The organism is Microvirga roseola, assembly GCF_020866965.1.
In the GTDB taxonomy this organism is placed as follows: Bacteria; Pseudomonadota; Alphaproteobacteria; order Rhizobiales; family Beijerinckiaceae; genus Microvirga; species Microvirga roseola.
The window spans coordinates 1-24,911 of sequence record NZ_JAJATX010000009.1 but is presented as its reverse complement, the minus strand read 5'-3'; the positions used below and the strand labels follow the sequence as shown (position 1 = coordinate 24,911).

The window sequence follows — 24,911 nt, the reverse complement described above, 5'->3', positions numbered from 1 at the left end:
ATCTCGTCTCACATTGTGAGGGAAACGGCATGATTATAGGGATCGTGCCGCGATGTTGCAAATTCTATAGCGCGGGAGGAGCGCTTTCTGCTCGTCGGGGCGTCAAAGCCGCAGGACGATCTTGCCGATGTGCTCGCCCCCATCCATGCGGGCATGGGCCTTGGCCACGTCATCGAAGTCGAAGGTCGAATCCATGACCGGCTTGCAGCGGCCCTGGGCCAGCAGCGGCCAGACCTTTTCCTCCAGCGCCCGGGCGATGCCGGCCTTTTCCGCGACCGAGCGGGGCCGCAGGGTCGAACCCGTGTGGGTCAGGCGCTTGAGCATCAGGCGGCGGAAATCGACCTCCACCTTGCTGCCCTGCAGGAAGGCGATCTGGACGATCCGGCCATCCTGCGCCGCGACCTCGTGGTTGCGGGGGATGTAGTCGCCTCCGACCATGTCGAGGATCACGTCCGCCCCCCGGCCGTCGGTCGCCTCCTTCACGGCCGCGACGAAGTCCGCCTCCCTGTAGTTCACCGCCACATCCGCGCCGAGATCCGTGCAGGCATCGCACTTGTCCGCCGTGCCCGCCGTCGCGATGACCGTGGCCCCAAAGGCCCTGGCGAGCTGGATTGCCGTGGTCCCGATGCCCGACGTGCCGCCATGGACGAGCAGTGTCTCGCCCCGCCGCAGCCGGCCGCGCTCGAACACGTTGGTCCAGACGGTGAAGAAGGTCTCCGGAACGGCGCCCGCTTCCTCCATGGAAAGCCCTGCGGGGATGGGCAGGGCATTGCTCTCATGGACGATCGCGTATTCCGCATAGCCGCCGCCTGAGACGAGCGCCATCACCGGCGCATCGACCCGGAAGCGGTGGACGTTCGGCCCGGTCGCGACCACCTCGCCCGAGAACTCGAGGCCCAGCACGTCCGATGCACCGGGGGGAGGGGCATAGCCGCCCTGCCGCTGCAGGACATCGGGACGGTTCACGCCCGCCGCCTCGATCCGCACCAGGATCTCGCCCTCGCCCGGGCGCGGAACGGGTCGCTCGATGATACGGAGCACCTCCGGCCCGCCGCTCCCCTCCGCCACAACGGCGCGCATCATGTCCGGAATCGGCCCCATTTTTCCCTCCTTTGGTCAAGCTCCGCAGATATAGGGCAAGATTGGCAAGGCGCGCATGCCGGACTAATCTGCGACCAATCCGTTGAGGAGGAGAGTGCCATGGCTTTCGATCCCTTCGCCGAAGAACCGCGCGAAACCCTGAATGGCCACCAGATCGGGCAGGACCTGTCGATGCTGTCCATCGACGAGATCGACGAACGCGTCGCGATGCTCGAGCGGGAGATCGCCCGCCTGAGGGAGGCGAGGGGAGACAAGGAAAATTCCCGCGCTGCGGCCAGCGCCTTTTTCAAGCTCGGCCAGTAAGGGCGGTCGCCCTGCGTCGGGAATGCTTTTTAACTCTCTCTTAAGGTTCCCGAATTATGAATGAGGCATCCAGTTTTCTCTCTCGCTGGATGCCGAGTGGCTCCTGTCCACTTGTGTTTGACGCCTCCCTGTTATGACCTCGAGCCGCCCCTGGCGGCTCAATTTTTAGGTGGGCTTTGCGGCTTAACCTTAAGAGTAGGTTAGCAGGGCATCCGTCGCGATCGCGCCCTATAATGATCTCCTGACGTTGCGGAAGACCCGCTCCGGCCCCGTGGCTGGAGGGGGGAATGCTTTGGGAGGCGCTCGGTGAAGGAACCTGACGTGATCAAACTTGACGCCGATCCTGTCCGGTTCGGGCAGAGTTTCGTAGGTTCCGAAGCCTTCAAGGCCCTTTTTCAAGAGGGCATGGAGCTCATCGAGGAGACCGCCGCCTATCTCGACGGTGACGGCCGAGAGGAATCCCGGCAGCTGGTGCGTCAGGCGAGCCTCGCCTATGCCAGCGAGAGCATGCGCCTGACCACCCGGCTAATGCAGATCGCCTCCTGGCTTCTCCTGCAGCGGGCGGTGGCGGAGGGCGAAATGTCCCCCGATCAGGCTCAGACCGAGAAGAACCGCGTCCGCCTCAATTCGAAGGATGCGAGCGCCAGCATTTCCGATTTCGAAGCCCTGCCCGTCCGTCTCAGGGAATTGATCGGCCTCGCGGCCCGGCTTCACGCCCGCATCCTGCATCTCGACCGGCTGATCACCGAGGGCGAGACAGCTCCGCGTCCTGCACCTGCCAACCCCGTGGCCACTCAGCTCGGCCTGCTGCAGAAGGCCTTCGACCCTTCGGAGTGAGGACAAGAAAAAGCCCCGCGGAAGCGGGGCTTTCTTTATCCGATCGGTGCCGGTGGGCCGGATTACTTCTTGCCCAGGCCCAGATTGCCGAACTTCGAGTTGAAGCGCGACACACGGCCGCCGCGGTCCAGCAGCTGCTGCGAACCGCCGGTCCAGGCCGGGTGAGTGTTCGGGTCGATGTCGAGGTTGAGGGTGTCGCCCTCTTTGCCGTAGGTCGACCGGGTCGTGTACTCGGTGCCGTTGGTCATGACCACCTTGATGAAGTGGTAGTCGGGATGATCGGTCTCTTTGCGCGCCATTGCCATAGTCCTTCTCGCGGCCAGCCAGTCTGGTCAGCCCGCAGCTTCAGATCGAGCCTGTCTTGATGATTGCGCGCCTATACCTCACTTAGAACCTTGAAACAAGCGGGAGCAAAGGTGCTAAACCCCCGGGGACCCGGATTCCGCAAACGAAAGTGCCATGGCCGATCTCCCGTCAGGAGCGAACCGCCCCAAGGCGGCGCTCAGCGCCCTGAAACCCCTCATCCCCTACGGTCTTGCGTACAAGGGCCGGATCGCCGCGGCGATTGCGGCCCTCATCATGGCCTCCGCCGCCACGCTTGTCGTGCCCGTGGCGGTGCGGCGCGTTGTGGATTTCGGCTTCTCGGAGGAGGGGCGGGCCTACATCAACGCCTATTTTTCTCTCCTGCTCGTGGTCGTCGGCGTTTTGGCCCTGGCGAGCGCCCTGCGCTACTACCTCGTCATCACCCTGGGCGAGCGGGTGGTGGCGGACCTGCGCGCCGCCGTGTTCCGGCACCTGACCTCCCTCGACCCGGCCTTCTTCGACCAGACGAAGAGCGGCGAGATCGTGTCGCGGCTCACCGCCGACACCACGCAGGTGAAGGCCGCCTTCGGGGTCAGCATCTCGATCGCCCTGCGCAATCTCTTCCTCTTCGTCGGGGCCGTGGTGCTCATGATCGTCACGAGCCCGAAGCTCTCGGCCCTTGTGTTGCTGGCGATCCCGGTGATCGTCCTGCCCCTCGTCTTCTCAGGAAGAGCCGTTCGCCGTCGCTCGCGGGCGGCCCAGGACCGGCTGGCGGATGCCTCGGCCTATGCGGCGGAGGCGATCGTCTCCGTCAGGACCATGCAGGCCTTCGGCATGGAGAGCCGGACGGCTTCGCACTTCTCTGAAGCCGCGGAGGAGGCCTTCGGAGCGGCGCGCCTCTCCACCACGATGCGGGCCTTCCTGACCGGAACCGGCATCTTTCTCGTCTCGGCCAGCGTCGTCGGCGTGCTCTGGTACGGGGCGCAGGACGTGCTCGCGGGCGAGATGACCGGCGGGCGGCTCGGACAATTCGTGCTCTATGCGGTCTTTGCGGCGAGCTCCCTCGGTCAGCTCTCGGAGGTCTATGGCGAACTCGCCCAGGCTGCCGGCGCGGCGGAGCGTCTGGGCGAGATCCTGGAGGCCAAGCCCGCCATTGCGGTGCCGCAGAACCCGAAGCCGCTCCCGGAGCCGCCCCTCGGCACCATGGCTTTCGAGAACGTGCATTTCTCCTATCCGACCCGCGGCGAGCAGCCGGCGCTCCATGGCCTGACCTTCAGGGTCGCGCCCGGCGAGCGCGTCGCCATCGTCGGCCCGTCCGGCGCGGGCAAGAGCACCATCCTGCAACTGCTGCTGCGCTTCTACGACCCGCAGTGCGGCCGGGTCCTGGTCGACGGGGTTCCGATCGCGGAGACCGATCCCTTCTCATTGCGGGCCCGCATGGCCCTCGTGCCGCAGGAGCCGACGATCTTCGCCACGAGCGTGCTGGACAACATCCGCTACGGACGGCAGGACGCGACGGAGGAGGAGGTCCGCCGGGCAGCCGAGCTCGCCTCCGCCGATGGATTCATTCAGGCAATGCCTCAGGGCTACGACACCCTCATCGGGGAACGGGGCGTAACGCTCTCGGGCGGCCAGCGCCAGCGCCTCGCCATCGCCCGCGCAATCCTGAAGGACGCGCCGATCCTGCTCCTCGACGAGGCGACCTCGGCGCTGGATGCGGAAAGCGAGAGCAAGGTGCAGACCGCCCTCGACCGGCTCATGGAAGGCCGCACCACCCTCGTCATCGCCCATCGCCTCGCCACCGTCCGCTCCGCAGACCGGATCCTGGTCATGGAACGCGGGGTGATCGTGGAGGAGGGCACCCATGAGACCCTCTGGGCCAAGGGCGGTCTCTACGCCCGTCTGGCCCGGCTCCAGTTCACCGACCGGGAAGGCCGGACCGAGGCGGCGGAGTAAATAAGCCCCTCCAGCCCAGTGCCCGAGGGATGGCCGCTATTCTTAAATGAGAAGTGCTTGCGGATCGGCGTCCGATCCGAGGCTTCTTCGGAGGCCTTGTGGCCTCACCGCTCCGTCAGCTTGAATTCGATGCGGCGGTTGCGGGCATAGGCCTCTTCCGTCGTGCCCGGATCGAGGGGCTGATATTCGCCGAAGCCGGCCGCCAGCAGGTGCTGGGGCTGGACGCCGCGGGCGACGAGGGCCTGGACCACGGCGATGGCGCGGGCGGCCGCCAGGGCCCAGTTCGAGGGGAATTGGGCCGTGGCGATGGGGCGCGCATCCGTGTGGCCGTCGACGCGCAGCACCCAGGGGATGTCCGGCGGAATCTTCCGCTCCAGCTCGACCAGGGCAGCGGCGATGCGGTCGATCTCGTTGGCTGCTTCCGGCCTCAGGACCGCCTGGCCCGCCGGGAACAGGAGTTCGGATTGCAGAACGAAGCGGTCGCCGACGATGCGGATGTCCGGCCTGTTGCCGAGAATCTGCCTGAGACGGCCGAAGAAGTCGGACCGGTATCGGGCCAGCTCCTGAACCCGCTGGGCAAGCGCCACGTTGAGGCGGCTGCCGAGATCGGCGATGCGGGCCTGGCTTTCCTGGTCGCGGGCTTCCGACGCGGCGAGGGCCTCTTCGAGCGCTGCGAGCTGGCGGCGCATGGCCGCGATCTGCTGGTTGAGGATCTCGACCTGGCTCAGTGCCCGGCCCGTAGCCTGGCGCTCGGCCTCAAGGGCTAGGCCCAGTTCCTGCGCCTGCGCCTGGATCTGTCCGCCGCTGTTGAGCAGTCCCTGCAGGCGCGCCCGCTCAGCCTCGCTTGCCTGGAGGGTGCTCTGCAGGGCCGCAATGCTCTCCTCCACCGTGCGCCGGTTCGAGCGCTCCAGGGAGAGGAGATCGGTGAGTTCGGCAATCTGCCGGTTCAGGCGGTCGAGAACCGTGTCCCGGCCCGAGATCTCGCGGGAGAGGAAGAACTGACCGACCGTGAAGATCGAGATCAGGAAGACGATGGACAGGAGCAGAGTGGACAGGGCGTCGACGAAGCCCGGCCAGTAGTTCATCTGGCCTGCGCGCCCGCGCCGCCGTCCTCCTGCGCTCGAAACCGGCATCAGGGCAGCCTTTCACGGGTCAGGCGATCGAGAACCTGCTTCAATTCCTTCTCGCGGGCGGCCTGGGCTTCGACCCAGTCGCGGATCATCTGCTGCTCCGCCCGCATGTGCTGGACGAGGCCCTGCACGCCTTCTGCCAGATTGGCCATGGCCTGGGTCGCGGCCCGGCTGCTCGCCCCGTCGTTGACGGCGGCGGTCAGCCGGTTCAGGGCAACCATCAGTTCCTGCGGCGCGCCGGCGCGGGCGGGCGTCTCGGCAGGGGCATCCATGGTGGAGGTGGCGAGCCAGTCCTCCAGCTCCGTGTAGAACCGGCTCTGGGCCTGACCGGCCTGAAGGTCGAGAAAGCCGAGGACCAGGGAGCCCGCCAAGCCGAACAGAGAGGCGGAGAAAGCCAGGCCCATGCCCTGTAGCGGACCGGCGAGCGAGTTCTTCAACTCGTCGAAGAGCACCGCCGCATCCTGGCCCGTCCTCAAGGACGAGATGATGCGCCCGACCGAGCCCACCGTGTCGATGAGGCCCCAGAAAGTGCCCAGCAGTCCGAGGAAGACCAGGAGGCCTGCAAGGTAGCGCACGACCTCGCGGCTCTCGTCGAGGCGCGCGCCGATGGAATCGAGCACCGAGCGGGTCGCCGCCACGGAGAGGGACTGGTTGCTCGACCTATTGGAAATCAGGGCGGCCATGGGGGCCAAGAGGCGCGGCGTCGAGCTAGCCACGAGCCCCTCTTCAGTCGGCCGGATGGTGTTGACCCAGCGCACTTCGGGAAAGAGCCGCCAGACCTGCCGGATGGCGAGCACGATGCCGATGAACATCACGCCGAGGATCAGGGCGTTCAGCCCCGGATTGGCCTGAAAGGCATCCCAGATCTGCCGGTAAAGGATAAAGGCGATAAACCCCGCCAGGATCAGAAAGACCGCCATGCGGATCAGGTAGATCCGCGGTGGGGTAAGGGGTTGGTCCGCCATCTTTATCCTGTGCGTTCGTGCTTCTGGACGGCCCTAATGTGACCGGGCCTGATCGCAGGATCAAGCTTGGGTGCTCTCCCGCCCGCCTGCACGAACAGAAATATCAGCCTTTGGCCTTCTTCAAGAGCGCGAGAAGCTCACGGTGGATGATCTCGTTCCCGCAGGCGATGGTTTTCTTCGTCAGGGGATCGCTGCCGCCGTCCGCATCGGAGACGAAGCCGCCCGCCTCGCGGACCAGGAGGATGCCCGCCGCCATGTCCCAGGAACTGAGCCCGCGCTCCCAATAGCCGTCGAGACGGCCGCAGGCCACATAGGCGAGGTCGAGCGCTGCCGCGCCCCAGCGGCGCATGCCGCCCACATAGCCCATCACGGCGGCGGCCTCCCTGAGCCAGAGCGCGTGGTCGCCCTTGCCGATATGCGGCAAGCCGCAGGCGATGACCGCCTCGGCGATGTCGTTGCGCGCCGCCACGCGGATGCGGCGGTTGTTGAGATAGGCGCCCTTGCCCTTCTCCGCGATGAAGAGCTCATCCTTGGCGGGATCGTAGATCACGCCGGCGACGATCTGCCCGTCGCGCTCCAGGCCGACGGAGATGGCGAATTGCGGCAGGCCGTGAAGGAAGTTCGTGGTGCCGTCGAGGGGGTCGATGTGCCAGCGGTGGCTCGTGTCAGTGCCCTCCACGACTCCGCCTTCCTCGAGGATGAAGCCGTAGCCGGGGCGGGCTTTTTCGAGAGACTCGCGCAGGATCTTCTCCGCCTTGCGGTCGGCGGCGGAGACGAAGTCGCCGGGCCCCTTGCGGGAGACCTGCAGGTTTTCCACCTCGCCGAAATCGCGCTTCAGGGAGCGCGAGGCCTTCATCACGGCATCGGTCATGACGGTCATGAGGGGCGAGCGGATCATCGTCGGCGGGTCCTGGCAAAGAGCGAATGAAAGGGGAATGTGGTCGATGGACCACGGGGAGGGGCACGTCAAGCGGCCCCCGGATGACATCAACCGGGTGGGAGCCCGATTGATCCGTTATTTCGGCAGGTCAGCGCATTCCGAGGCGCTCGGCCGCCAATTTCTCGGCGCGCTTCCGCTCCTCGGGCGTGAGATCCTTGAGGGCATTGTCGAGCCAGGCATCCTTCAGGCCCTGGGCCGCGGCGAGGATGTGCCAGGCTGCAGCGTCCACCTTGTCCTGCGGGACGCCGCGTCCGGCGGCGAGAAGCCGGGCGAGGCGGTTCTGCGCGATGGCGTTGCCCTTGGCGGCGGCCCGGCGGAAATAGCGGGCCGCCTGCGCCTCGCTGGCCGGAACGCCTTCTCCGTTGAAAAGCAGGATCGCGTATTCGACCTCGCCGACCGAGCTGCCGTTCTTCGCGGCGCGCTCGAAGAGGCGCGCAGCCTCCGAGGCGTTGCGCTCTACGCCCCTTCCTTTCAGGTAGAGCACACCGAGAGCGTGCTGGGCATCGGGAATTTCCGCTTCGGCGGCTTTCCTGAGAAGCCCTACGGCTTTCTTGAGATCCTCGTCCGCCCCGCTCGAGATGAGCAGCAGGGCAAGATTGTGGCTGGCGATGGGGTTGCCCTTGGCGGCGGCCTGCTCCAGCCACGCCCTGCCTTGCGCCGGGTTCTTCTCCATGCCACGCCCGTCGAGGGCCATGAGGCCGAGGGCGGCCAGCGCATGGGCGTCGCCGCGGTCGGCCGCGAGGCGGTACCACTCGGCCGCCTTCTTCGGATCGGCGGGCACGCCGAGACCCTGGTTGTAGAGCTCTCCCAGAAGCGTCATGGCGGCGGCGTCGTTCTTGTTCTTCTCGACCCGCAGGGTCGCTTCCCGGAAGGCCGTCTGGTAGAGGCCGCGCTGAAAGGCGCCATAGGCCCGATCGGGCTCGGCCGCGGAGGCCGGGCCCACGAGCCACGCGACGAGGAGCGCGCCGGCGATCGCGAAACGGCGCATCAGCTGGAGGCCTCCTGCCGGGCAAGGGTTTCGGCGGCGAGCTTTACGGCAGCGGCGGGTCCGTCCGCATGGGACCAGACCGCGTCGCCCAGGGCGATGAACTCCGCATGCGTCGCAGCCAACGTCTCCACGGCGTCGAGGCTCGGCGCATAGGCGACGCAGGGCGTCTCGAAGATTTCCGCCCACCAAGCGGCCCGCTCCACCACGCTCTCCAGGGGAGGGAGGGAGCCGTCGGCACGAGGCTCCCCGAAGAGCAGGTAATCGACACCAGCCTCGCCCAGCGTCATGGCGTCGTCCTTCGTGCGGATCGCGCCGACGCCGATGGCCCGGTCGGCCTTGACCCGGTCGCGAAGCTCGCGCGCCTGGGCCGGGTCGCCGGGAATGTGAACGCCGTCGGCCCCGCCCCGGGCGGCGATGGTGGCGAGATCCGCCTTGCCCTCGGCGGTCACGATGAGCGCCGCCCCGTGGTCCTGCACGGCGGGGGCGTAGGCCTTCACCAGATTGGTCAGGCTGCGCTCGTCGGCGGCTCCAAGCCGCAGCAGGACGGCGGCGACGCCGCCGCTCGCGCAGGCTGCCGCGAGAGGCCCGGCGAAGGATGCATCCTCCAGGACGGGGGTGATAAGATAGAGGCGGGCGGTGGGCTCGGCCATGGGTTCCGGAACTTCGAGAAATGAAAGACGGCCTTCCCATAACGAAAACGGGGCCGTCTTGCGAGGCCCCGCTTGTTCACGATGATTGAGGCGAAAGCCTGTCCGGCTTACTCCGCGGCCTGGCGCGTCGTGCCGAAGGTCGGGTCGAGCTCGCCGGAAGCGTAGCGCTTGGCCATCTCGGCCAGCGTGAAGACCCGCTTGATCTTTGACGCCTGCCCGGCGGTGTTGAACTCCTGCAGGCGCTGCTTGCAGAGCTTCGTCATCGCCTCCATGGCCGGCTTCAGGTACTTGCGCGGGTCGAACTCGCCCGGGTTTTCGGTCAGCACCTTGCGGATCTGGCCGGTCATCGCCATGCGGTTGTCGGTGTCGATGTTGATCTTGCGCACGCCGTGCTTGATGCCGCGCTGGATCTCCTCCACCGGCACGCCCCAGGTCGGCTTCATCTGGCCGCCGTACTGGTTGATGATGTCCTGCAGATCCTGCGGCACCGAGGAGGAGCCGTGCATCACGAGGTGAGTGTTCGGGAGCTTCTTGTGGATCTCCTCGATCACGTGCATGGCCAGGATCGCGCCGTCGGGCTTGCGGGTGAACTTGTAGGCGCCGTGCGAGGTGCCCATGGCGATGGCGAGCGCGTCGACCTTTGTCTCGGCCACGAACTTCACGGCCTCGTCGGGGTCCGTCAGCAGCTGATCGTGCGACAGCTTGCCCTCGGCGCCGTGGCCGTCCTCGGCCTCGCCCATGCCGCTCTCGAGCGAGCCCAGAACGCCGAGCTCGCCCTCCACCGAGATGCCGCCGAGATGGGCCATCTCGACCACCTTCTTGGTGACGCCCACATTGTAGTCCCAGTCGCCCGGAGTCTTGCCGTCGGTCTTCAGCGAGCCGTCCATCATCACGGAGGTGAAACCGGCCTGGATCGCGGTCATGCAGGTCGCGGCCTCATTGCCGTGGTCGAGGTGCACGCAGACCGGAATGTGAGGATAGATCTCGGTCACCGCGTCCATCATGTGCTTGAGCATGACGTCGTTGGCGTAGGACCGTGCGCCGCGGGACGCCTGGATGATCACCGGCGCATCGACTTCGTTGGCCGCCGCCATGATCGCGAGGGCCTGCTCCATGTTGTTGATGTTGAAGGCAGGCACGCCGTAGCCTTGCTCGGCTGCGTGATCCAGAAGCTGCCTCATGGTAATGCGCGCCATCTTTTCCTCCTTGTGGGCGCGCTCTTATAGGCGCGCCTAAGCTGAACCGTTGCTTAAACCACTATTGCGTTCTCTTCCGGCGAACCTGTATCCGCTTCGCCGGAAAACGCTCTTAAGCCCTCAGCGCTTCCACGCCGGGGAGCGCCTTTCCTTCCATCCATTCGAGGAAGGCGCCGCCTGCCGTGGATACATAGGTGAAGCTGTCCGCAACGCCAGCGTGGTTGAGCGCCGCCACCGTATCGCCGCCGCCGGCGACCGAGACGAGCTTGCCTTCCTTGGTGCGCTGTGCCGCATGGCGGGCCGCCGCCACCGTGCCCTGGTCGAACGGGGCGATCTCGAAGGCGCCGAGCGGGCCGTTCCAGACCAGGGTCGCCGCATCGTTGATGGCGGCGTTGACGCGCTCGACCGACTGCGAGCCGACGTCGAGGATCATCCGGTCCTCGGGGATCGCATCGATTCCGTAGGTGTGGTTCTCGGCTCCCGCCTTGAACTCGTAGGCGCAGACCCCGTCGACGGGCAGGATGATGGCGCAGTTGGCGTCGCGCGCCTTCTCGATGATGCGCAAGGCCGTCGCGGCCAGATCTTTCTCCGCCAGCGACTTGCCGATGCCCAGGCCCGTGGCGTGGACGAAGGTGTTGGCCATGCCGCCGCCGATGACGAGGGCGTCGACCCTGGTGACGAGATTCTCGAGCAGATCGATCTTGGTCGAGACCTTCGCGCCGCCCACGATGGCGACGACGGGACGCTTGGGAGATTCCAGGCCCTTCGTCAGGGCGTCGAGCTCCGCCTGCATGGTGCGGCCGGCATAGGACGGCAGCACGCGGGCAAGCCCTTCCGTCGAGGCGTGCGCCCGGTGCGCCGCCGAGAAGGCGTCGTTGACATAGAGGTCGCCGAGCTTCGCCAGATCCTGGACGAAGGCGGGATCGTTCTTCTCCTCGCCCGCATGGAAGCGGGTATTTTCGAGCAGAAGGACCTCGCCTTTGTTCAGGGCGTTCACGGCATGGCTTGCCGCCTCGCCGATGCAGTCATCGGCGAAGGCCACGGGCTTTCCGAGATGCTGGGAGACCGCCTCCGCGACAGGCTTCAGGGATTCCTTCGGATCGCGACCCTTCGGGCGGCCGAAATGGGCGAGAAGGATCACCTTTCCACCCTTGTCCGCGATTTCCCGGATGGTGGGAAGGACGCGCTCGATACGCGTCGCGTCCGTCACCCGGCCGTTCTCCATCGGGACGTTGAGGTCCACCCGGACGAGAACGCGTTTTCCCTTGACGTCGGCCTGATCGAGCGTGCGGAAGGCGGTCATTCCAGGCCTCCCTTAGATGAGCTTCGCCATGGCGACGGCGGTGTCCGCCATGCGGTTCGAGAAGCCCCACTCGTTGTCGTACCAGGACAGGACGCGCACGAAGTTGCCCTCCATCACCTTGGTCTGGTCCAGGTGGAACACGGAGGAGTGCGGGTCGTGGTTGAAGTCCGACGAGACGTTGGGCTGGTTCGTGTAGCCGAGGACGCCCTTGAGCGGCCCATCGGCGGCGCGCTTGATCGCCTCGTTGATCTCTTCCTTGGTCGTCGTCTTCTTGGCGAGGAACTTGAAGTCCACCACCGACACGTTCGGGGTCGGCACGCGGATCGAGGAACCGTCGAGCTTGCCGTTGAGATCGGGCAGGACGAGGCCCACGGCCTTGGCCGCGCCGGTCGAGGTCGGGATCATGTTCAGGGCCGCCGCGCGGGCGCGGTAGAGGTCCTTGTGCATCTGATCGAGGGTCGGCTGATCGTTCGTGTAGGAGTGGATCGTCGTCATGAAGCCCTTCTCGATGCCGACCGCATCGTGAAGCACCTTGGCCATCGGGGCCAGGCAGTTCGTGGTGCAGGAGGCGTTCGAGATGACGACGTGGTCCTTCGTCAGCTTGTCGTGGTTGACGCCGTAGACGACCGTCAGGTCCGCGCCGTCGGCCGGAGCCGAGACGATGACGCGCTTCGCGCCGGCGGTCAGGTGAGCCGCGGCCTTCTCCCTGGAGGTGAAGATGCCGGTGCACTCGAGCGCGATGTCCACGCCGAGCTCCCGGTGAGGCAGGGTCGCCGGGTCCTTGATTGCCGTGACCCTGATCTTCTGGCCGTTGATGACGAGGGCCTCGCCGTCGACCTTCACCTCAGCCGGGAAGCGGCCATGGACGGAATCGAAGCGGAGCAGGTGGGCGTTCGTCTCGACCGGGCCGAGGTCGTTGATCGCGACCACCTCGATATCCGTGCGGCCGCTTTCCACGATAGCCCGCAGGATGTTGCGCCCGATGCGACCGAAACCGTTGATCGCGACCTTCACCGTCATCGTCTTAGCTCCCTTATCAAGCGAGGCTGAAATCTTGTGTGAGCCTCAGAGATTATGCGTCCGGAGGACCTTTTCCGCCACGGCCTCGGCGGTGATGCCGAAGTGCTTGTAGAGGTCTTTGTAGGGCGCGCTTGCGCCGAACCCATGCATGCCGACGAAAATCCCGTCGGAGCCGATCACCGAGTCCCAGCCGAAGCGGACGGCCGCCTCGACCGCCACCTTGATCGGGGCGTCGCCGATGATGCTGGCGCGAACCTTCTCCGGCTGAGCCAGGAACAGGTCGAGCGAGGGCACCGACACAACGCGAACGGCGAAGCTTTGTTCTTCGAGGATCTTCTGGGCCGCCAGCGCGATCTCGACCTCGCTCCCTGAGGCGAAGATCGTGGCGCGGGCCTTGCCCGAAGCGGGCGACAGCTCGTAGGCCCCGGTCGCCGAGAGGTTGCCCTGGCCGGCCTCCTTGCGGGATTGCGGCAGGTTCTGGCGGGTCAGCGCCAGGGTCGAGGGGCCGTCCTTGCGCTCGAGCGCAAGCTGCCAGCACTCGGCCGTCTCGACCGCGTCTGCCGGGCGGAAGACGCGCATCTTCGGCATGGCGCGGAGCGCCGCCAGATGCTCCACCGGCTGGTGGGTCGGGCCGTCCTCGCCGAGGCCGATGGAATCATGGGTCATCACATAGACCGCCGGGATCCCGGCGAGCGCCGCGATGCGCATGGCGGGGCGGGCATAGTCGGTGAAGACCAGGAAGGTCGCGCCGGCCGGCACGTAGCCGCCGTGGAGCGCAATGCCGTTCATGGCCGCCGCCATGCCGTGCTCGCGGATGCCATAGTGGATATACCGGCCCGCATATTGGCCCGGCGCGATGGCGTTGAGGTTCTTGGTCTTGGTATTGTTGGAGGGCGTCAGGTCGGCCGAGCCCAGAACCAGCTCCGGCATGGCCTCGGTCAGGACCTCGAGGGCGATCTCGCTGGCCTTGCGGGTGGCGACATTCTGCGGCTCGGCGATCAGGCGGTCCTTCAGCCTGGCGACGGCCTCACCGAGGCCTTCGGGGCGCACGCCCTTCACGCGGCGCTCGAACTCAGCGCGCTTCTCCGCCGGCAGGGCCTTCAGGCGCTCGGTCCAGGCCTTCCGATGACGGCGGCCCTTCTTGCCGGCCTTGGCCCAGGCGTCACGGATATTGTCCGGGATCTCGAAGGGCGCATGGCTCCAGCCGATGGCGGCCTTCGCGCCCGCCAGCTCCTCGGCGCCCAGCGGCTCGCCGTGGGCCTTGGAGGTGCCGGCCTTCTTCGGGGCGCCGAAGCCGATGGTGGTCTTGCAGGCGATGAGAGTCGGGCGGTCCGACTTCTGAGCCTTGGAGATGGCGCGCTGGATCGCCTTCTCGTCGTGGCCGTCCACGCGCACCGCGTTCCAGCCGCAGGCCTGGAAGCGATTCACCTGATCCACGGAGTCGGAGAGCGACAGGGGGCCATCGATGGAGATGCCGTTGTCGTCGAACAGCACGATCATGCGGTTCAGCTTCAGGTGGCCGGCAAGCGCAATGGCCTCCTGGCTGATGCCTTCCATGAGGTCGCCGTCGGAGGCGAGCACATAGGTGTAATGGTCGACGAGGTCGTCGCCATACTCGGCATTCAGCATGCGCTCGGCGAGCGCGAAGCCCACCGCCGTGGCAATGCCCTGGCCGAGCGGGCCGGTGGTGGTCTCGACTCCCGGCGTCATGAAGTTCTCGGGATGCCCCGGGGTCTTGGAGTCGAGCTTGCGGAAGTTCTGCAGCTCCTCGATGGTCATGCCCTTCACGCCGGTGAGGTGGAGCAGGGCGTAGAGCAGCATGGAGCCGTGGCCGGCGGAGAGCACAAAGCGGTCGCGGTCGGGCCAGGTCGGGTCGGCGGCGTCGTATTTCAGGAACTTGGTGAACAGCACCGTCGCCATGTCGGCGGCGCCCATGGGCAGGCCGGGGTGGCCCGATTTGGCCTGCTCCACGGCGTCCATGGCGAGGACGCGGATGGCGCTCGCCAGATCGGAATGGGTGACGCGAGCGGCGGAGACGGTATCTTGCACGGCGAGATCCACTACTTCGAAAAAGGCCCTCAGGGGCGGTCTGTCAGGAAATCCGGGGCTCCTTAACACGGGGCAGGGGGGAGTCAAAGACCGGAAAAGTCCTCATCCTCCAAGGATTGTTGCTCCCGGCACGGCTCGGCCCTAAAGCATCGGTCCCAAAAGCGGATTGGCGCTTTTGGGACCCAACCAGGCGCCTTCTGTTTGGGTGGAGCATCGTTCGGGCGGACCCGAGGGGCCACGTCAGTGAAAACCGGGTCCACTTTTCCGCACGATGCTCTACTGTCTTCGCCGAATCCCGGAGGCTTGATGAATCCCACCCTCGACGATGCGATGAAACGGCTTGAGATCGCTTTCGGCCTGCTGGAGGCCGCGGTCTCGCGCCGGCTGGAGGCCGACCGGCGTCGGGGGAGCCTGGAGACCGAGCTCCAGCTCATGCAGGACGACCGCTCGCGCCTCGCCGAGGAGCTGGACGGGGCGCTCACCCGTCTCCATCGTTTCGAGGCCGCCACCGACGACGTGAGTCGGCGCGTCCGCCATGCCATCGGCGCGGTCCAGGCCGTGCTGGCCCAGGCCGGCGAGCTCGAGCCGGAAGAGGGCTGATCCATGGCCCAGGTGACGGTGACGATTGCAGGAACAGCCTACCGGATTGCCTGCGCCGAGGGCGAGGAGGGGCATCTCGAAGGCCTTGCAGCCGCCTACGATGCCCGGATCGAGGAGATGCGTGCGACCTTCGGCGAGATCGGCGACATGCGCCTCCACGTCATGGCGGCGATTGCCCTGGCCGACGAGCTGCACGAGACGAAAAGGCGGCTCGCGGCCGTGGAGGCGGAGCTTGCCGAGATCAGGCGCTTTGCCACCGGGGACGAGCGCAGTCAGGTCTTCGAGGCGAGACTGGCCCAGATCGTCCAGGCCACCGCGGAGCGCATCGAGCAGCTGGCGCGAAGCCTCAATGCGGCCGGGCAGGGGTGAGGCGGCTTTCGCCCTGCCCGTAAGAAAAGGTGAGGCCCATCTTGCTCTCGATTTCCCAAACTTTCCCCTTCCCCCCGGCCTTCATCATCCCTACATAGGAAAGGCGGGGCTGCGGGGCGCGTTAGGAGTCATTTTCCCCGGGGCCTTATCGATCCTGAAGGGAGCTGTCCCTGACCCGGTCCGTGGACCGGGACATACGGCGCCCACCTACTTTGTAGGTTCCCGGGATCGCTTCTCCGACGGCTTCTGTGGCTCCGCACCTCATGACATCTCCTTCCCCTTCCAGTCTCAAGGATCAGATCCGCCACGAGGGCTTCGCCCGCCGCGACGCGCTCGAGGCCGAGTTCCGCCACGAGGCTGCCCGGCGCATCGCCGCGCAAGCGTTGGGCCTGCCCGACTTGAAGGACGCCAACCCGGTTGGCGGCTACTGGCCCATCCGCAGCGAGGTCGATTCCCGCCCGCTCATGGAGGCGCTTCTCAAGCGCGGACAGGACGTGGCCCTCTCCCAGATCCTCCACCCCCATTTGAGCTGGCGCCTCTGGCGGCCTGGCGACGTGCTGGTGAAGGGCGGCTTCGGCGTGCGCGAGCCCGGACCCGATGCGCCGGAGGTCTTTCCGAGAGCGCTCCTCGTGCCGCTGATCGCCTTCGACCGCAGGGGAGGGCGCGTCGGCTACGGAAAAGGCCATTTCGACCGGGCCATCGCGGCGCTGGAGGCACAGCATCCGATCTTGACCATCGGCTTGGCTTATGCGGTTCAGGAGATCGAGGCGGTTCCGGTCGAGGACCATGATCGGCCGCTCGATGTTATCGTTACCGAAGCCGAACTCATTCGGACCCAGCCTGTTTAAAGGACCACCATGCGTCTTCTCTTCCTTGGCGACATCGTCGGGCGGTCCGGCCGCAATGCGGTGATCGAGCGCCTTCCCGGGCTTCGGGATCGCTGGCGGCTCGATTGCGTCGTCATCAACGGTGAGAACGCCGCCGGCGGCTTCGGCCTCACCGAGGCGATCTGCGACGAGGTACTGGCCGCAGGCGCCGATGCGATCACGCTTGGCAACCATTCCTGGGACCAGCGCGAGACGCTGGTGTTCATCGAGCGCCAGCCGAGACTCCTCCGTCCGGCGAATTTCCCGCCGGGAACGCCGGGGCGTGGCGCCAACCTCATCGACACCCGCTCGGGCCACCGGGTCCTCGTCGTCAACGTCATGGGCCGCCTCTACATGGACCCGCTGGACGATCCCTTCGCGGCCGTCGACCGGGAGCTCGAGGCCTGTCCCTTAGGCCAGGTTGCGGATGCCGTGATCGTGGACGTCCACGCGGAGGCGACGAGCGAGAAGGAGGCCATGGGCCATTACCTCGACGGCCGGGCCACCCTGGTGGTCGGCACCCACACCCATGTCCCGACCGCCGATTACCGGGTGCTCCCTGGCGGCACGGCCTACATGACGGATGCGGGCATGTGCGGCGATTACGACTCCGTCATCGGCATGCAGAAGGAGGAGCCGGTTCGCCGCTTCCTCCAGAAGACGCCGGGCATGCGCCTGGAGCCCGCCGCCGGCGAGGCTACGCTCTCCGGCATCGCGGTCGAAACCGACGACCGGACGGGGCTGGCGGTGCGGGTGGCGGCGGTCCGGCTCGGGCCGCATCTCGAAGAGACTTGGCCACGCTTTTGGGATTGATGCGGCGGCGGTCCCTTGGTTTGCGCCTGAACCATGCCCATCTCCTGATCTCGACGGAGAAGATCGGTGGACGCGAAGACACAAACCGGGACGAGAAAAAGCATCTACCGAGAGCCGAGTCCCCTGCACCAGGAGCTTGAGCACAAGAGCGTCTCCGCCGTCCTGCGCGCGGTCATCGATCAGGCCAAGGGAGAGACCATCTCCATCGGCCAGATCATCGAGGCCTTCGGCGAGCGCGCCTTCGGGTTCGTCCTGATCCTGTTCTCCCTGCCCAACTGCGTTCCCGCCCCGCCGGGGGTCGCCGGCATCGTGGGCACCCCGGTGCTCATCTTCGGCATCCAGATGATGCTGGGCCACAGGCGCCCCTGGCTGCCCAAATTCATCCTGCGGCGGACCGTTTCGGTCGCCAAGTTCAAGCGCCTGATCGACATCGCGGAACCCAAGCTCCAGAAGCTCGAGCGCCTCTGTAAGCCGCGCCTCACGCAGCTTTTCAGCGTTGTCGGCGACCGGATGATCGGCCTCTTCGCCTTTCTCGTCGCCCTCTCCGTCCTGATTCCCTTCCCGGGCACCAATTTCCCGCCCTCCATCGCCCTCGTGATCGCCTCGATCGCGGTGATGGAGGAGGATGGATACCTCCTGATCCTGGGCTATCTCATCGGCCTGGCGGGGATCGCCTATACGGTGACGATCCTTGGAGCCTCGTATCAGCTGATCGTCGCGGCTTTCGAGAATTTTCCGTCCTGGTTCGGGTTTTAAGGCGGGCACGGAATCTTAAGCCCTCCCTCGCAAGGTCTCGTCCCTTGGGTCAGCGACTCGGGTGGGCAGGGCGTGGAAGCGGAGAATTCGGTCAGCGGTTCGGCAGCGGCCTCGCAGGCGGTCCGGCTCTCGGAAGTCCTGGGAGCGCTGAGCCACGCCCTCGACATGACCGAGGGCCAGCCGCCCGGCCATTGCGTGCGTTCCTGCTGGATCGACGTCCATATCGGTCGCGAGATGGGGCTGAGCGATTCCGCCCTGTGGGAGCTCTACTACACGATCCTCCTCAAGGGCCTCGGCTGCAGCAGCAATGCGGCCCGCATCGGCCAGCTCTATCTGGCGGACGATCTCGGCTTCAAGCGCGACTTCAAGCTCGTGGGCAGTAGGCTGCCGCAGGTCCTGGGCTTCGTCCTGTCGCATACGGGCATGCGGGCGGGGCTTGCGGAGCGCTTCCGCGCCATTCTCAACATCGTCCAGAACGGAGGCGAGATCGCCCGTGAGCTCATCGAGACCCGCTGCCAGCGCGGGGCCGAGATTGCCCGCCAGCTGCGTTTCCCCGAAGGGGTGGCGCAGGGAATCCAGTGCCTCGACGAGCACTGGAACGGAGGGGGCAAGCCCGAGGGGCTTAAAGGAACCGCGATCCCGGTCTATTCCCGCATCGCTCTCCTCTCCCAGGTCGCGGACGTCTTCCACCGGAGCGCAGGGGAGGCGGCGGCCCGGCGCGAGGTCCGGGAGCGGTCGGGAACCTGGTTCGACCCTGCGGTGGTCGCTGCCTTCGAGCGCGTCGCCGCCCATCCGCGATTCTGGGACGTGCTCGGGTCCGACAGCGTGGAGGAGGCGGTCTTTTCCCTCGAGCCCGCCCAGAGGATCGAGGTGGCCGACGAGGATTACCTCGACGACATCGCGGCGGCCTTCGCCCGGGTGGTCGACTCCAAGAGCCCCTATACGAGCGGCCACAGCGACCGGGTCGCGCTCTTCGCGGATCTGATCGCCGAGGAGATGGGGCTCGACGCCGCCGCGCGCCGCCGCCTCAAGCGCGCCGCCCTTCTGCATGACATCGGCAAGCTCGGGGTCAGCAACGAGATCCTCGACAAGCCGGGACGGCTCGACGAGGCTGAGATGGCCGCCATGCGCCGCCATGCCCTCTACAGCGAGACGATCCTCGCCCGCATCGGGGCCTTCCGGGACCCCGCCCGCATCGGCGGGGCGCATCACGAGCGGCTCGACGGCAAGGGCTACCCGCGGGGCATCGAGGCCGACGCAATCTGCCCGGCCACGCGGATCGTCTCCGTGGCCGACGTCTTCGACGCCCTGACCGCCGACCGGCCCTATCGCGCCGCGATGCCGGTTGCAAAAGCACTTGAGATCCTGGCCGCCGATTCCGGCACGGCCCTGGACCCCGCCTGCGTCGCGGCGCTTCGCAGCGCGCTCACAAGGATGGAGATGGCCGCAGCCTGAGCGGGCTGGGGAGACTTGGTTTGCCTCGCGCCCTTCGCCGCCTTATAAGCCTGGCATCGTCAACATTCATGGCCTGACGGGCGCTGGGTTTCCAAGCAGTCCTCGGCCACATCCCGGAGGCCCCGATGGCGGGACATTCGCAATTCAAGAACATCATGCACCGCAAGGGGCGCCAGGATGCGATGCGCTCCAAGCTGTTCTCCAAGCTCGCCCGCGAAATCACCGTGGCGGCTAAGATGGGCACGCCCGACCCCGCCATGAACCCGCGCCTGCGCGCCGCGATCCTCGCCGCCCGCGCCGAGAACATGCCCAAGGACAACATCCAGCGCGCCATCAACAAGGCTGCCGGCAATGACGGCGAGAACTACGAGGAGATCCGTTACGAGGGCTACGGCCCGGGCGGCGCCGCCATCATCGTCGAGGCGATGACCGACAACCGCAACCGCACGGCCTCGGACATCCGCTCCTATTTCACCAAGAGCGGCGGCAACCTCGCCGAGACCGGCGCGGTCTCCTTCATGTTCGACCGCGTGGGCCTCGTGGAGTTCGGGCCGGACGTGGCCGATGCCGACGCCATGCTGGAGGCCGCCATCGAGGCGGGCGCGGAGGACGTGGCCTCCTCCGAGAACGGCCACGAGGTCTATTGCGAGCAGACCGCCCTCAACGAGGTGACCAAGGCGCTGGAGGACAAGTTCGGCGAGCCGAGGGCCTCCAAGCTCGTCTGGAAGCCCCAGACCCCCGTAGCCGTGGACGACGAGGCGGGCGAGAAGCTCATGAAGCTCATGGAGACGCTCGAGGAGCACGACGACGTCCAGAACGTCTACGGCAATTTCGAGCTCTCCGAGGACCTGATGCAGAAGATGGCGGGCTGATGTGTCTGAGCGCGTCCGCATCCTCGGCCTCGATCCCGGCCTGCGCAACACGGGCTGGGGCGTCATCACCGTCGAGGGGACGAAGCTCTCCTACGTCGCCTGCGGGGTCGTGACCTCGGACGGCGACCTCGACCTGGCCCTTCGCCTCAAGCAGCTTCACGACCGGCTGACGGATGTGATCAGGACTTGGACGCCCGACGAGGTCTCCGTCGAGGAGACCTTCGTCAACAAGGACGCCCAGGCGACCCTCAAGCTCGGCCAGGCCCGCGCCATGTCCCTGCTGGTGCCGGCCCTTCACGGCCTGCCGGTGGCGGAATATGGCGCGAACCAGGTGAAGAAGACCGTGGTGGGCGTCGGCCACGCCGAGAAGGACCAGGTGCAGGCCATGGTGAAGATCCTGCTGCCCAAGGCCGACTTCAAGAAGGCCGATGCGGCCGATGCGCTGGCCATCGCCATCGCCCACGCCCATCACCGCAAGGCCCGCGCTTTGGCGGCAAGCTTTTAGGGTGTAATGGAATAACCGGCGTCATCCCCGGCAGCCCGCATGGCCGGGAAGGGATCCGCTGGAAGAGTTCCGGGTACCGATGGATTCCCTTCCCTCGCTTCGCTCGCCGGGAATGACAAGACACAGGAGACGCCCGTGATCGGCAAACTCAAAGGCGTGGTGGATTCCTACGGCGAGGATTTCGTCATCCTCGACGTGCACGGCGTCGGCTATGTGGTCCATTGCTCCTCCCGCACCCTTCAGAACCTGCCGAAGGAAGGCGAGGCGGCGGTCCTGTCCATCGAGACCCATGTCCGCGAGGACATGATCCGCCTCTTCGGCTTCAAGTCCGATGCGGAGCGCGAGTGGTTCCGCCTCCTGCAATCCGTCCAGGGCGTGGGCTCCAAGGTGGCGCTCGGCATCCTCTCCGTGCTCGATCCGGGAAGCCTCGCCACCGCGATCGCCACCGGCGACAAGGCCTCCATGGCGCGCGGGCCCGGCGTCGGCCCCAAGCTCGCCCAGCGCATCGTCTCCGAACTCAGGGACAAGGCACCGGCCTTCGCCCCCGTCGACCCGACCCTCATCCGCCTCACCGGCGCGGTGGAGGACAGGAGCGCGCCTGCCCCGGTGGCCGACGCCGTCTCGGCCCTCGTCAACCTGGGCTATCCCCAGGTCCAGGCCTCGGCCGCCGTCGCCGCCGCGATGAAGCAGGCGGGCGAGGAGGCGGAAGCGAAGACGCTCATTCGGCTAGGTCTCAGGGAGCTGGCGCGGTGAGCCCCTCTCATCCCCTGCGGTCCGCAGGACCGGGGAAGGGGATCCGGTCACACGCTCCGTGCCGATGGATTCCCCTCCGCGGCGCTCCCGCCGGGAATGACGAAAGGAACGCAACGTTCCTGTTTTGATCTCGTTAAGAATGGCGTATTAGTGTCTCAGCGCCTATATGAAGTGCCCGGAAGGTAAGCCTCTTTGACCGATTCCCGCCGCCTGCTCAGCCCCGAAAAGCGCGAGGACGACACTGATGCGTCGATCCGGCCGCTCTCGCTCGACGACTTCACGGGCCAGAAGGCCGCGCGGGCCAATCTCCAGGTCTTCATCAATGCCGCCAAGGCGCGGGGCGATGCGCTGGACCACGTGCTCTTCGTCGGGCCTCCGGGGCTGGGCAAGACCACGCTGGCGCAGATCGTGGCGCGCGAGCTCGGCGTCAATTTCCGCTCGACTTCCGGCCCGGTCATCGCGAAGGCGGGCGATCTCGCGGCGCAGCTCACGAACCTGGAAGAGCGCGACGTGCTCTTCATCGACGAGATCCACCGGCTCAATCCTGCGGTGGAGGAAATCCTCTATCCCGCCATGGAGGACTACCAGCTCGACCTCATCATCGGCGAGGGCCCGGCGGCCCGCTCGGTGAAGATCGAGCTGCCGAAATTCACGCTCGTCGGCGCGACCACCCGCGCGGGCCTGCTGACGACGCCTTTGCGCGACCGCTTCGGCATCCCGATCCGGCTCGAATTCTACACCGTCGAGGAACTGGAGCTGATCGTGCGGCGCGGCGCGCGGGTGCTGGGCCTGAACATGAGCGAGGACGGCGCGAACGAGATCGCCCGCCGCTCCCGCGGCACGCCGCGCATTGCGGGCCGCCTGCTCCGCCGCGTGCGCGACTTCGCCATCGTCGAGGGCGTCCAGACCGTCTCCCGCGACCTCGCCGACCGATCCTTGCGCCTCCTCGACGTCGATCCCATCGGCCTTGACCTCATGGACCGCAAATACCTGACCATGATCGCCTCCTCCTTCGGCGGCGGCCCCGTGGGCATCGAGACCATCGCCGCGGCCCTCTCGGAGCCCCGCGACGCCATCGAGGACATCATCGAGCCCTATCTGATCCAGAAGGGCTTCGTGCAGCGCACCCCCCGCGGCCGCGTTCTCACCCCCCACGCCTTCAAGCATCTCGGCCTGCCGGAGCCCACCCGCGAGACGACGGCGCAGTTCGGGCTGTTCAATGGGGATGGGGATGAGTGAGAAGCGCAATCGGCTTTTCTAAGAAGCAGCCTGGGGGCGCGCTATGAAGTGGTCATGGCTCACATGGTTGGCCGTCAGCGCGACGATGGCAGGATATGTTGCTGCCGGGAGCGTTGAAGCAACTTCAACTACAACGAAGATCGAGCTCATTCCTGGACGCGCATTCGAGTTAAAGCTCGTACGAGTTGTTCCCAACGCTATAGATTTCCTGCTCTTATTCGATGGGCTTGAGACCGACCGACGTGAACTCGGTAAGTGCTGTCCGACTGCTGCAACAGAAACTCCCAATTTAGAAGTCTTTACCGAGCCTGGAGCTTCCGTTCAGGTGTCCCTCTCGTCTAGCCGCGTTTCGCCAGTAACTTATGTAGCTTGGCCGGCGCAGAGGGGCGACAAGCTTATCCTGGAGCGTCACATGATGGGTGAGATTGTCGACGGACAGGCCGCTATGTGGGTTCAGCCACCGCCCGAGCCCAGGACAGAGTTCATGCTGTATCCGGGCCTTAACAGGGTCCGTCTGAAGGTTACATCTGTCGATCCGGCCCTAGTTGGGGAGGCCGTGCAGGTTCGGATAGAGGCGCCTCTTTCCCTTAAAAATGCCAAACCGAATACGGTCTGGCTCTTCTGGGGCCTTGTTCTCTGGCCGGTATTTGCTTTCATTCAGATCGTTTGGGCTCTGGTTCTGATCGGAGCGACTTGGATCAAGTCCAGAAGATTGGCTGCACTCCGGACTGAGCGAGCATCGGGATGAACGAGAAACGCGACGCCATTTTCCCTTCCTCGTATGGGAGGGGCCAGGGTGGAGGTGTGAGCGCCACTTCGGAACGTGGCGCTGGCACCCCCACCTCCAACTCCTCCCCACAAGGGGGAGGAGGGCAGGGCGGCGCTTGGCCCCATCTCTCCGGCTCCCTGCGCGACGGCGCGCATGTCATGCCTATCCGCGTCTATTACGAGGACACGGATTTCTCAGCCCGCGTCTACCACGCCAGCTATCTGCGCTTCATGGAGCGCGGGCGCACGGAGTTGTTGCGGGCCGTGGAGGTGGCGCAGTCGGACCTTCACGCCGAGATGGGCGGGCTCGCCTTCGTCGTCCGCAAGATGACCATCGACTTCCGCGGCGCGGCGGTCATGGACGACGTGCTCACTGTCGTGACCTGGCCCAAGGAGATGCGCGGCGCGTCCATGACGCTCTCGCAGGAGGTCCGGCGCGGCGACGAGGTGCTGGTCGCCGCCGATGTCATGGTTGCTGCCGTAAGGGAAGGTCGGGCCGTGCGCATCCCGGACGAGCTGCGGGCGGTACTTGCGCCGACTGTACCTCAGGATTGAGGGCTGCCGTCCAGCACCGGCGCTCCTGTCTTGAACCATGCCTTTGCGATCCGGCCGTCCTCAACCTCGTAGATCGCGATCACGTCGACGCGTCCCTGGCCTTCCGGGAAGGTGAGGTCCACGATTTCCCGGTCGGGGCCGTGAATCGGTTCGCCCCGTACGGTTTAGGAATAACATATCGTTGCATTATGCTGCCTCCCGACACAGAAGGGGGAGAATGGATGCAGCCTGAGAACTGGCGGTTCTACGAGAGTAGAGCCCCTGACCGGGAGCTGCAAAGCCTGCAGCGTCGGTTCCGGGCCATATCCTGCCGCTTCTATCGCAAGGCGGCGTTGCAGCGCCTTTGTCGCCGGGTCAGGGTCTGGGCGCTGGTGGCCGTCGGGGTTCTCGCTCTCACCGGAACGGCGATGAGCGTGAGTCCCTGGCCACTCCTGGCGACGGTGAAGCACCTGGCGGCTTTTCCCACCTGCGGCATCGCCCGGATGATGGGCGTCGCTCCCGCATATCACGGAAGACCCGGCTACTGGTCGCATCACGACAGGAATTCCAACGGCCGCGCCTGCGAGACGCAGGAGCTCTAGCACTACTTTGGCACTTTCATCAGTGAGCCGAGGGTGAA

Annotated in this window: 28 protein-coding genes and 1 other RNA gene; 17 read left to right on the top strand and 12 right to left on the bottom strand. The window is 66.3% G+C overall.

The window, feature by feature from the left end; all coding sequences use genetic code 11:
- Window positions 1-102: 102 nt before the first annotated feature.
- The gene (locus LG661_RS08125) at window positions 103-1,101 is read right to left on the bottom strand and encodes an NAD(P)H-quinone oxidoreductase (protein WP_230531375.1); all 999 of its coding nucleotides are present in this window, start codon (window positions 1,099-1,101) and stop codon (window positions 103-105) included.
- Between the two features lie 99 nt (window positions 1,102-1,200).
- On the opposite strand from LG661_RS08125, the gene LG661_RS08120 reads away from it, so the two are divergent.
- Both LG661_RS08120 and rcdA read left to right on the top strand, forming a co-directional pair.
- Entirely contained in the window at window positions 1,201-1,404 is a 204-nt protein-coding gene (locus tag LG661_RS08120; protein ID WP_230531374.1) for a DUF1192 domain-containing protein, read from the top strand.
- Window positions 1,405-1,725: 321 nt separating this feature from the next.
- The gene (rcdA, locus tag LG661_RS08115) at window positions 1,726-2,241 is read left to right on the top strand and encodes a protease adaptor protein RcdA (protein ID WP_407666678.1); all 516 of its coding nucleotides are present in this window, start codon (window positions 1,726-1,728) and stop codon (window positions 2,239-2,241) included.
- A gap of 62 nt (window positions 2,242-2,303) precedes the next feature.
- Here the strand turns inward: rcdA and rpmE are convergent, their stop codons facing one another.
- A complete protein-coding gene (rpmE, locus tag LG661_RS08110) occupies window positions 2,304-2,540 on the bottom strand; it encodes a 50S ribosomal protein L31 (protein ID WP_230531372.1) in 237 nt (78 codons plus the stop codon).
- A gap of 160 nt (window positions 2,541-2,700) precedes the next feature.
- On the opposite strand from rpmE, the gene LG661_RS08105 reads away from it, so the two are divergent.
- On the top strand, window positions 2,701-4,500 hold the full coding sequence (locus LG661_RS08105; RefSeq protein ID WP_230531371.1) for an ABC transporter transmembrane domain-containing protein: 1,800 nt from the start codon (window positions 2,701-2,703) through the stop codon (window positions 4,498-4,500).
- 104 nt (window positions 4,501-4,604) lie between these two features.
- Here LG661_RS08105 and LG661_RS08100 read toward each other — a convergent pair whose 3' ends face one another.
- From LG661_RS08100 to tkt, 9 genes are all read right to left on the bottom strand, one after another.
- Window positions 4,605-5,633 carry a peptidoglycan -binding protein gene (locus tag LG661_RS08100; RefSeq protein WP_230531370.1) on the bottom strand — a complete coding sequence of 343 codons (1,029 nt, stop codon included), beginning with the start codon at window positions 5,631-5,633 and terminating at the stop codon, window positions 4,605-4,607.
- On the bottom strand, window positions 5,633-6,595 hold the full coding sequence (locus LG661_RS08095; RefSeq protein ID WP_230531369.1) for a flagellar motor protein MotA: 963 nt from the start codon (window positions 6,593-6,595) through the stop codon (window positions 5,633-5,635). The genes LG661_RS08100 and LG661_RS08095 overlap by 1 nt, the downstream gene beginning before the upstream one ends.
- Before the next feature lie 103 nt (window positions 6,596-6,698).
- Window positions 6,699-7,493 carry an inositol monophosphatase family protein gene (locus LG661_RS08090; RefSeq protein WP_230531368.1) on the bottom strand — a complete coding sequence of 265 codons (795 nt, stop codon included), beginning with the start codon at window positions 7,491-7,493 and terminating at the stop codon, window positions 6,699-6,701.
- 130 nt (window positions 7,494-7,623) lie between these two features.
- On the bottom strand, window positions 7,624-8,523 hold the full coding sequence (locus LG661_RS08085) for a tetratricopeptide repeat protein (RefSeq protein ID WP_230531367.1): 900 nt from the start codon (window positions 8,521-8,523) through the stop codon (window positions 7,624-7,626).
- Entirely contained in the window at window positions 8,523-9,173 is a 651-nt protein-coding gene (locus tag LG661_RS08080; RefSeq protein WP_230531366.1) for a thiamine phosphate synthase, read from the bottom strand. Before LG661_RS08080 ends, LG661_RS08085 begins: the two co-directional genes overlap by 1 nt.
- A 107-nt stretch (window positions 9,174-9,280) precedes the next feature.
- Window positions 9,281-10,369: a class II fructose-bisphosphate aldolase gene (fba, locus tag LG661_RS08075; protein ID WP_230531365.1), complete on the bottom strand. Its 1,089-nt coding sequence runs from the start codon at window positions 10,367-10,369 to the stop codon at window positions 9,281-9,283.
- A 112-nt stretch (window positions 10,370-10,481) separates the two neighbouring features.
- Window positions 10,482-11,672, bottom strand: a complete 1,191-nt coding sequence (locus LG661_RS08070; protein ID WP_230531364.1) for a phosphoglycerate kinase — start codon at window positions 11,670-11,672, stop codon at window positions 10,482-10,484.
- A gap of 12 nt (window positions 11,673-11,684) precedes the next feature.
- Window positions 11,685-12,692 carry a type I glyceraldehyde-3-phosphate dehydrogenase gene (gene gap, locus LG661_RS08065; RefSeq protein ID WP_230531363.1) on the bottom strand — a complete coding sequence of 336 codons (1,008 nt, stop codon included), beginning with the start codon at window positions 12,690-12,692 and terminating at the stop codon, window positions 11,685-11,687.
- A gap of 45 nt (window positions 12,693-12,737) precedes the next feature.
- Window positions 12,738-14,672 carry a transketolase gene (gene tkt, locus LG661_RS08060; protein ID WP_230531468.1) on the bottom strand — a complete coding sequence of 645 codons (1,935 nt, stop codon included), beginning with the start codon at window positions 14,670-14,672 and terminating at the stop codon, window positions 12,738-12,740.
- Between the two features lie 375 nt (window positions 14,673-15,047).
- Between tkt and LG661_RS08055 the strand changes: the two genes are divergently transcribed.
- The 13 genes from LG661_RS08055 to ybgC all read left to right on the top strand — a co-directional run bounded on the left by LG661_RS08055 (window position 15,048) and on the right by ybgC (window position 24,292).
- Window positions 15,048-15,341 carry a DUF4164 domain-containing protein gene (locus LG661_RS08055; RefSeq protein ID WP_230531362.1) on the top strand — a complete coding sequence of 98 codons (294 nt, stop codon included), beginning with the start codon at window positions 15,048-15,050 and terminating at the stop codon, window positions 15,339-15,341.
- Between the two features lie 3 nt (window positions 15,342-15,344).
- Window positions 15,345-15,710, top strand: a complete 366-nt coding sequence (locus LG661_RS08050) for a cell division protein ZapA (RefSeq protein ID WP_230531361.1) — start codon at window positions 15,345-15,347, stop codon at window positions 15,708-15,710.
- A 103-nt stretch (window positions 15,711-15,813) separates the two neighbouring features.
- Window positions 15,814-15,969, top strand: a non-coding RNA gene (ssrS, locus tag LG661_RS08045) — 6S RNA.
- 4 nt (window positions 15,970-15,973) lie between these two features.
- Window positions 15,974-16,558 carry a 5-formyltetrahydrofolate cyclo-ligase gene (locus LG661_RS08040; RefSeq protein WP_230531360.1) on the top strand — a complete coding sequence of 195 codons (585 nt, stop codon included), beginning with the start codon at window positions 15,974-15,976 and terminating at the stop codon, window positions 16,556-16,558.
- A 9-nt stretch (window positions 16,559-16,567) separates the two neighbouring features.
- A complete protein-coding gene (locus LG661_RS08035; RefSeq protein ID WP_230531359.1) occupies window positions 16,568-17,389 on the top strand; it encodes a TIGR00282 family metallophosphoesterase in 822 nt (273 codons plus the stop codon).
- 66 nt (window positions 17,390-17,455) lie between these two features.
- Window positions 17,456-18,145, top strand: a complete 690-nt coding sequence (locus tag LG661_RS08030; RefSeq protein ID WP_230531358.1) for an exopolysaccharide biosynthesis protein — start codon at window positions 17,456-17,458, stop codon at window positions 18,143-18,145.
- Window positions 18,146-18,310: 165 nt separating this feature from the next.
- Window positions 18,311-19,600 (top strand): HD-GYP domain-containing protein, encoded by a 1,290-nt coding sequence (locus tag LG661_RS08025; protein ID WP_230531467.1) that lies wholly within the window; start codon window positions 18,311-18,313, stop codon window positions 19,598-19,600.
- 125 nt (window positions 19,601-19,725) lie between these two features.
- On the top strand, window positions 19,726-20,472 hold the full coding sequence (locus tag LG661_RS08020) for a YebC/PmpR family DNA-binding transcriptional regulator (RefSeq protein WP_230531357.1): 747 nt from the start codon (window positions 19,726-19,728) through the stop codon (window positions 20,470-20,472).
- 1 nt (window position 20,473) lies between these two features.
- Window positions 20,474-20,977 (top strand): crossover junction endodeoxyribonuclease RuvC, encoded by a 504-nt coding sequence (gene ruvC / locus LG661_RS08015; protein WP_230531356.1) that lies wholly within the window; start codon window positions 20,474-20,476, stop codon window positions 20,975-20,977.
- A gap of 135 nt (window positions 20,978-21,112) precedes the next feature.
- Window positions 21,113-21,730 carry a Holliday junction branch migration protein RuvA gene (gene ruvA / locus LG661_RS08010; RefSeq protein WP_230531355.1) on the top strand — a complete coding sequence of 206 codons (618 nt, stop codon included), beginning with the start codon at window positions 21,113-21,115 and terminating at the stop codon, window positions 21,728-21,730.
- 192 nt (window positions 21,731-21,922) lie between these two features.
- Complete coding sequence (gene ruvB / locus LG661_RS08005; RefSeq protein ID WP_230531354.1) at window positions 21,923-22,969, top strand: Holliday junction branch migration DNA helicase RuvB; 1,047 nt, start codon at window positions 21,923-21,925, stop codon at window positions 22,967-22,969.
- A 43-nt stretch (window positions 22,970-23,012) separates the two neighbouring features.
- Window positions 23,013-23,717 carry a hypothetical protein gene (locus LG661_RS08000; RefSeq protein ID WP_230531353.1) on the top strand — a complete coding sequence of 235 codons (705 nt, stop codon included), beginning with the start codon at window positions 23,013-23,015 and terminating at the stop codon, window positions 23,715-23,717.
- 179 nt (window positions 23,718-23,896) lie between these two features.
- The gene (ybgC, locus tag LG661_RS07995) at window positions 23,897-24,292 is read left to right on the top strand and encodes a tol-pal system-associated acyl-CoA thioesterase (protein ID WP_230531466.1); all 396 of its coding nucleotides are present in this window, start codon (window positions 23,897-23,899) and stop codon (window positions 24,290-24,292) included.
- On the opposite strand, the gene LG661_RS25055 is transcribed toward ybgC, so the two are convergent.
- A complete protein-coding gene (locus LG661_RS25055) occupies window positions 24,283-24,414 on the bottom strand; it encodes a hypothetical protein (RefSeq protein WP_268995441.1) in 132 nt (43 codons plus the stop codon). The genes ybgC and LG661_RS25055 overlap by 10 nt on opposite strands.
- Before the next feature lie 99 nt (window positions 24,415-24,513).
- Here LG661_RS25055 and LG661_RS07990 point away from each other — a divergent pair, with 99 nt between their 5' ends.
- On the top strand, window positions 24,514-24,873 hold the full coding sequence (locus LG661_RS07990; RefSeq protein ID WP_230531352.1) for an excalibur calcium-binding domain-containing protein: 360 nt from the start codon (window positions 24,514-24,516) through the stop codon (window positions 24,871-24,873).
- Window positions 24,874-24,911 lie beyond the last annotated feature (38 nt).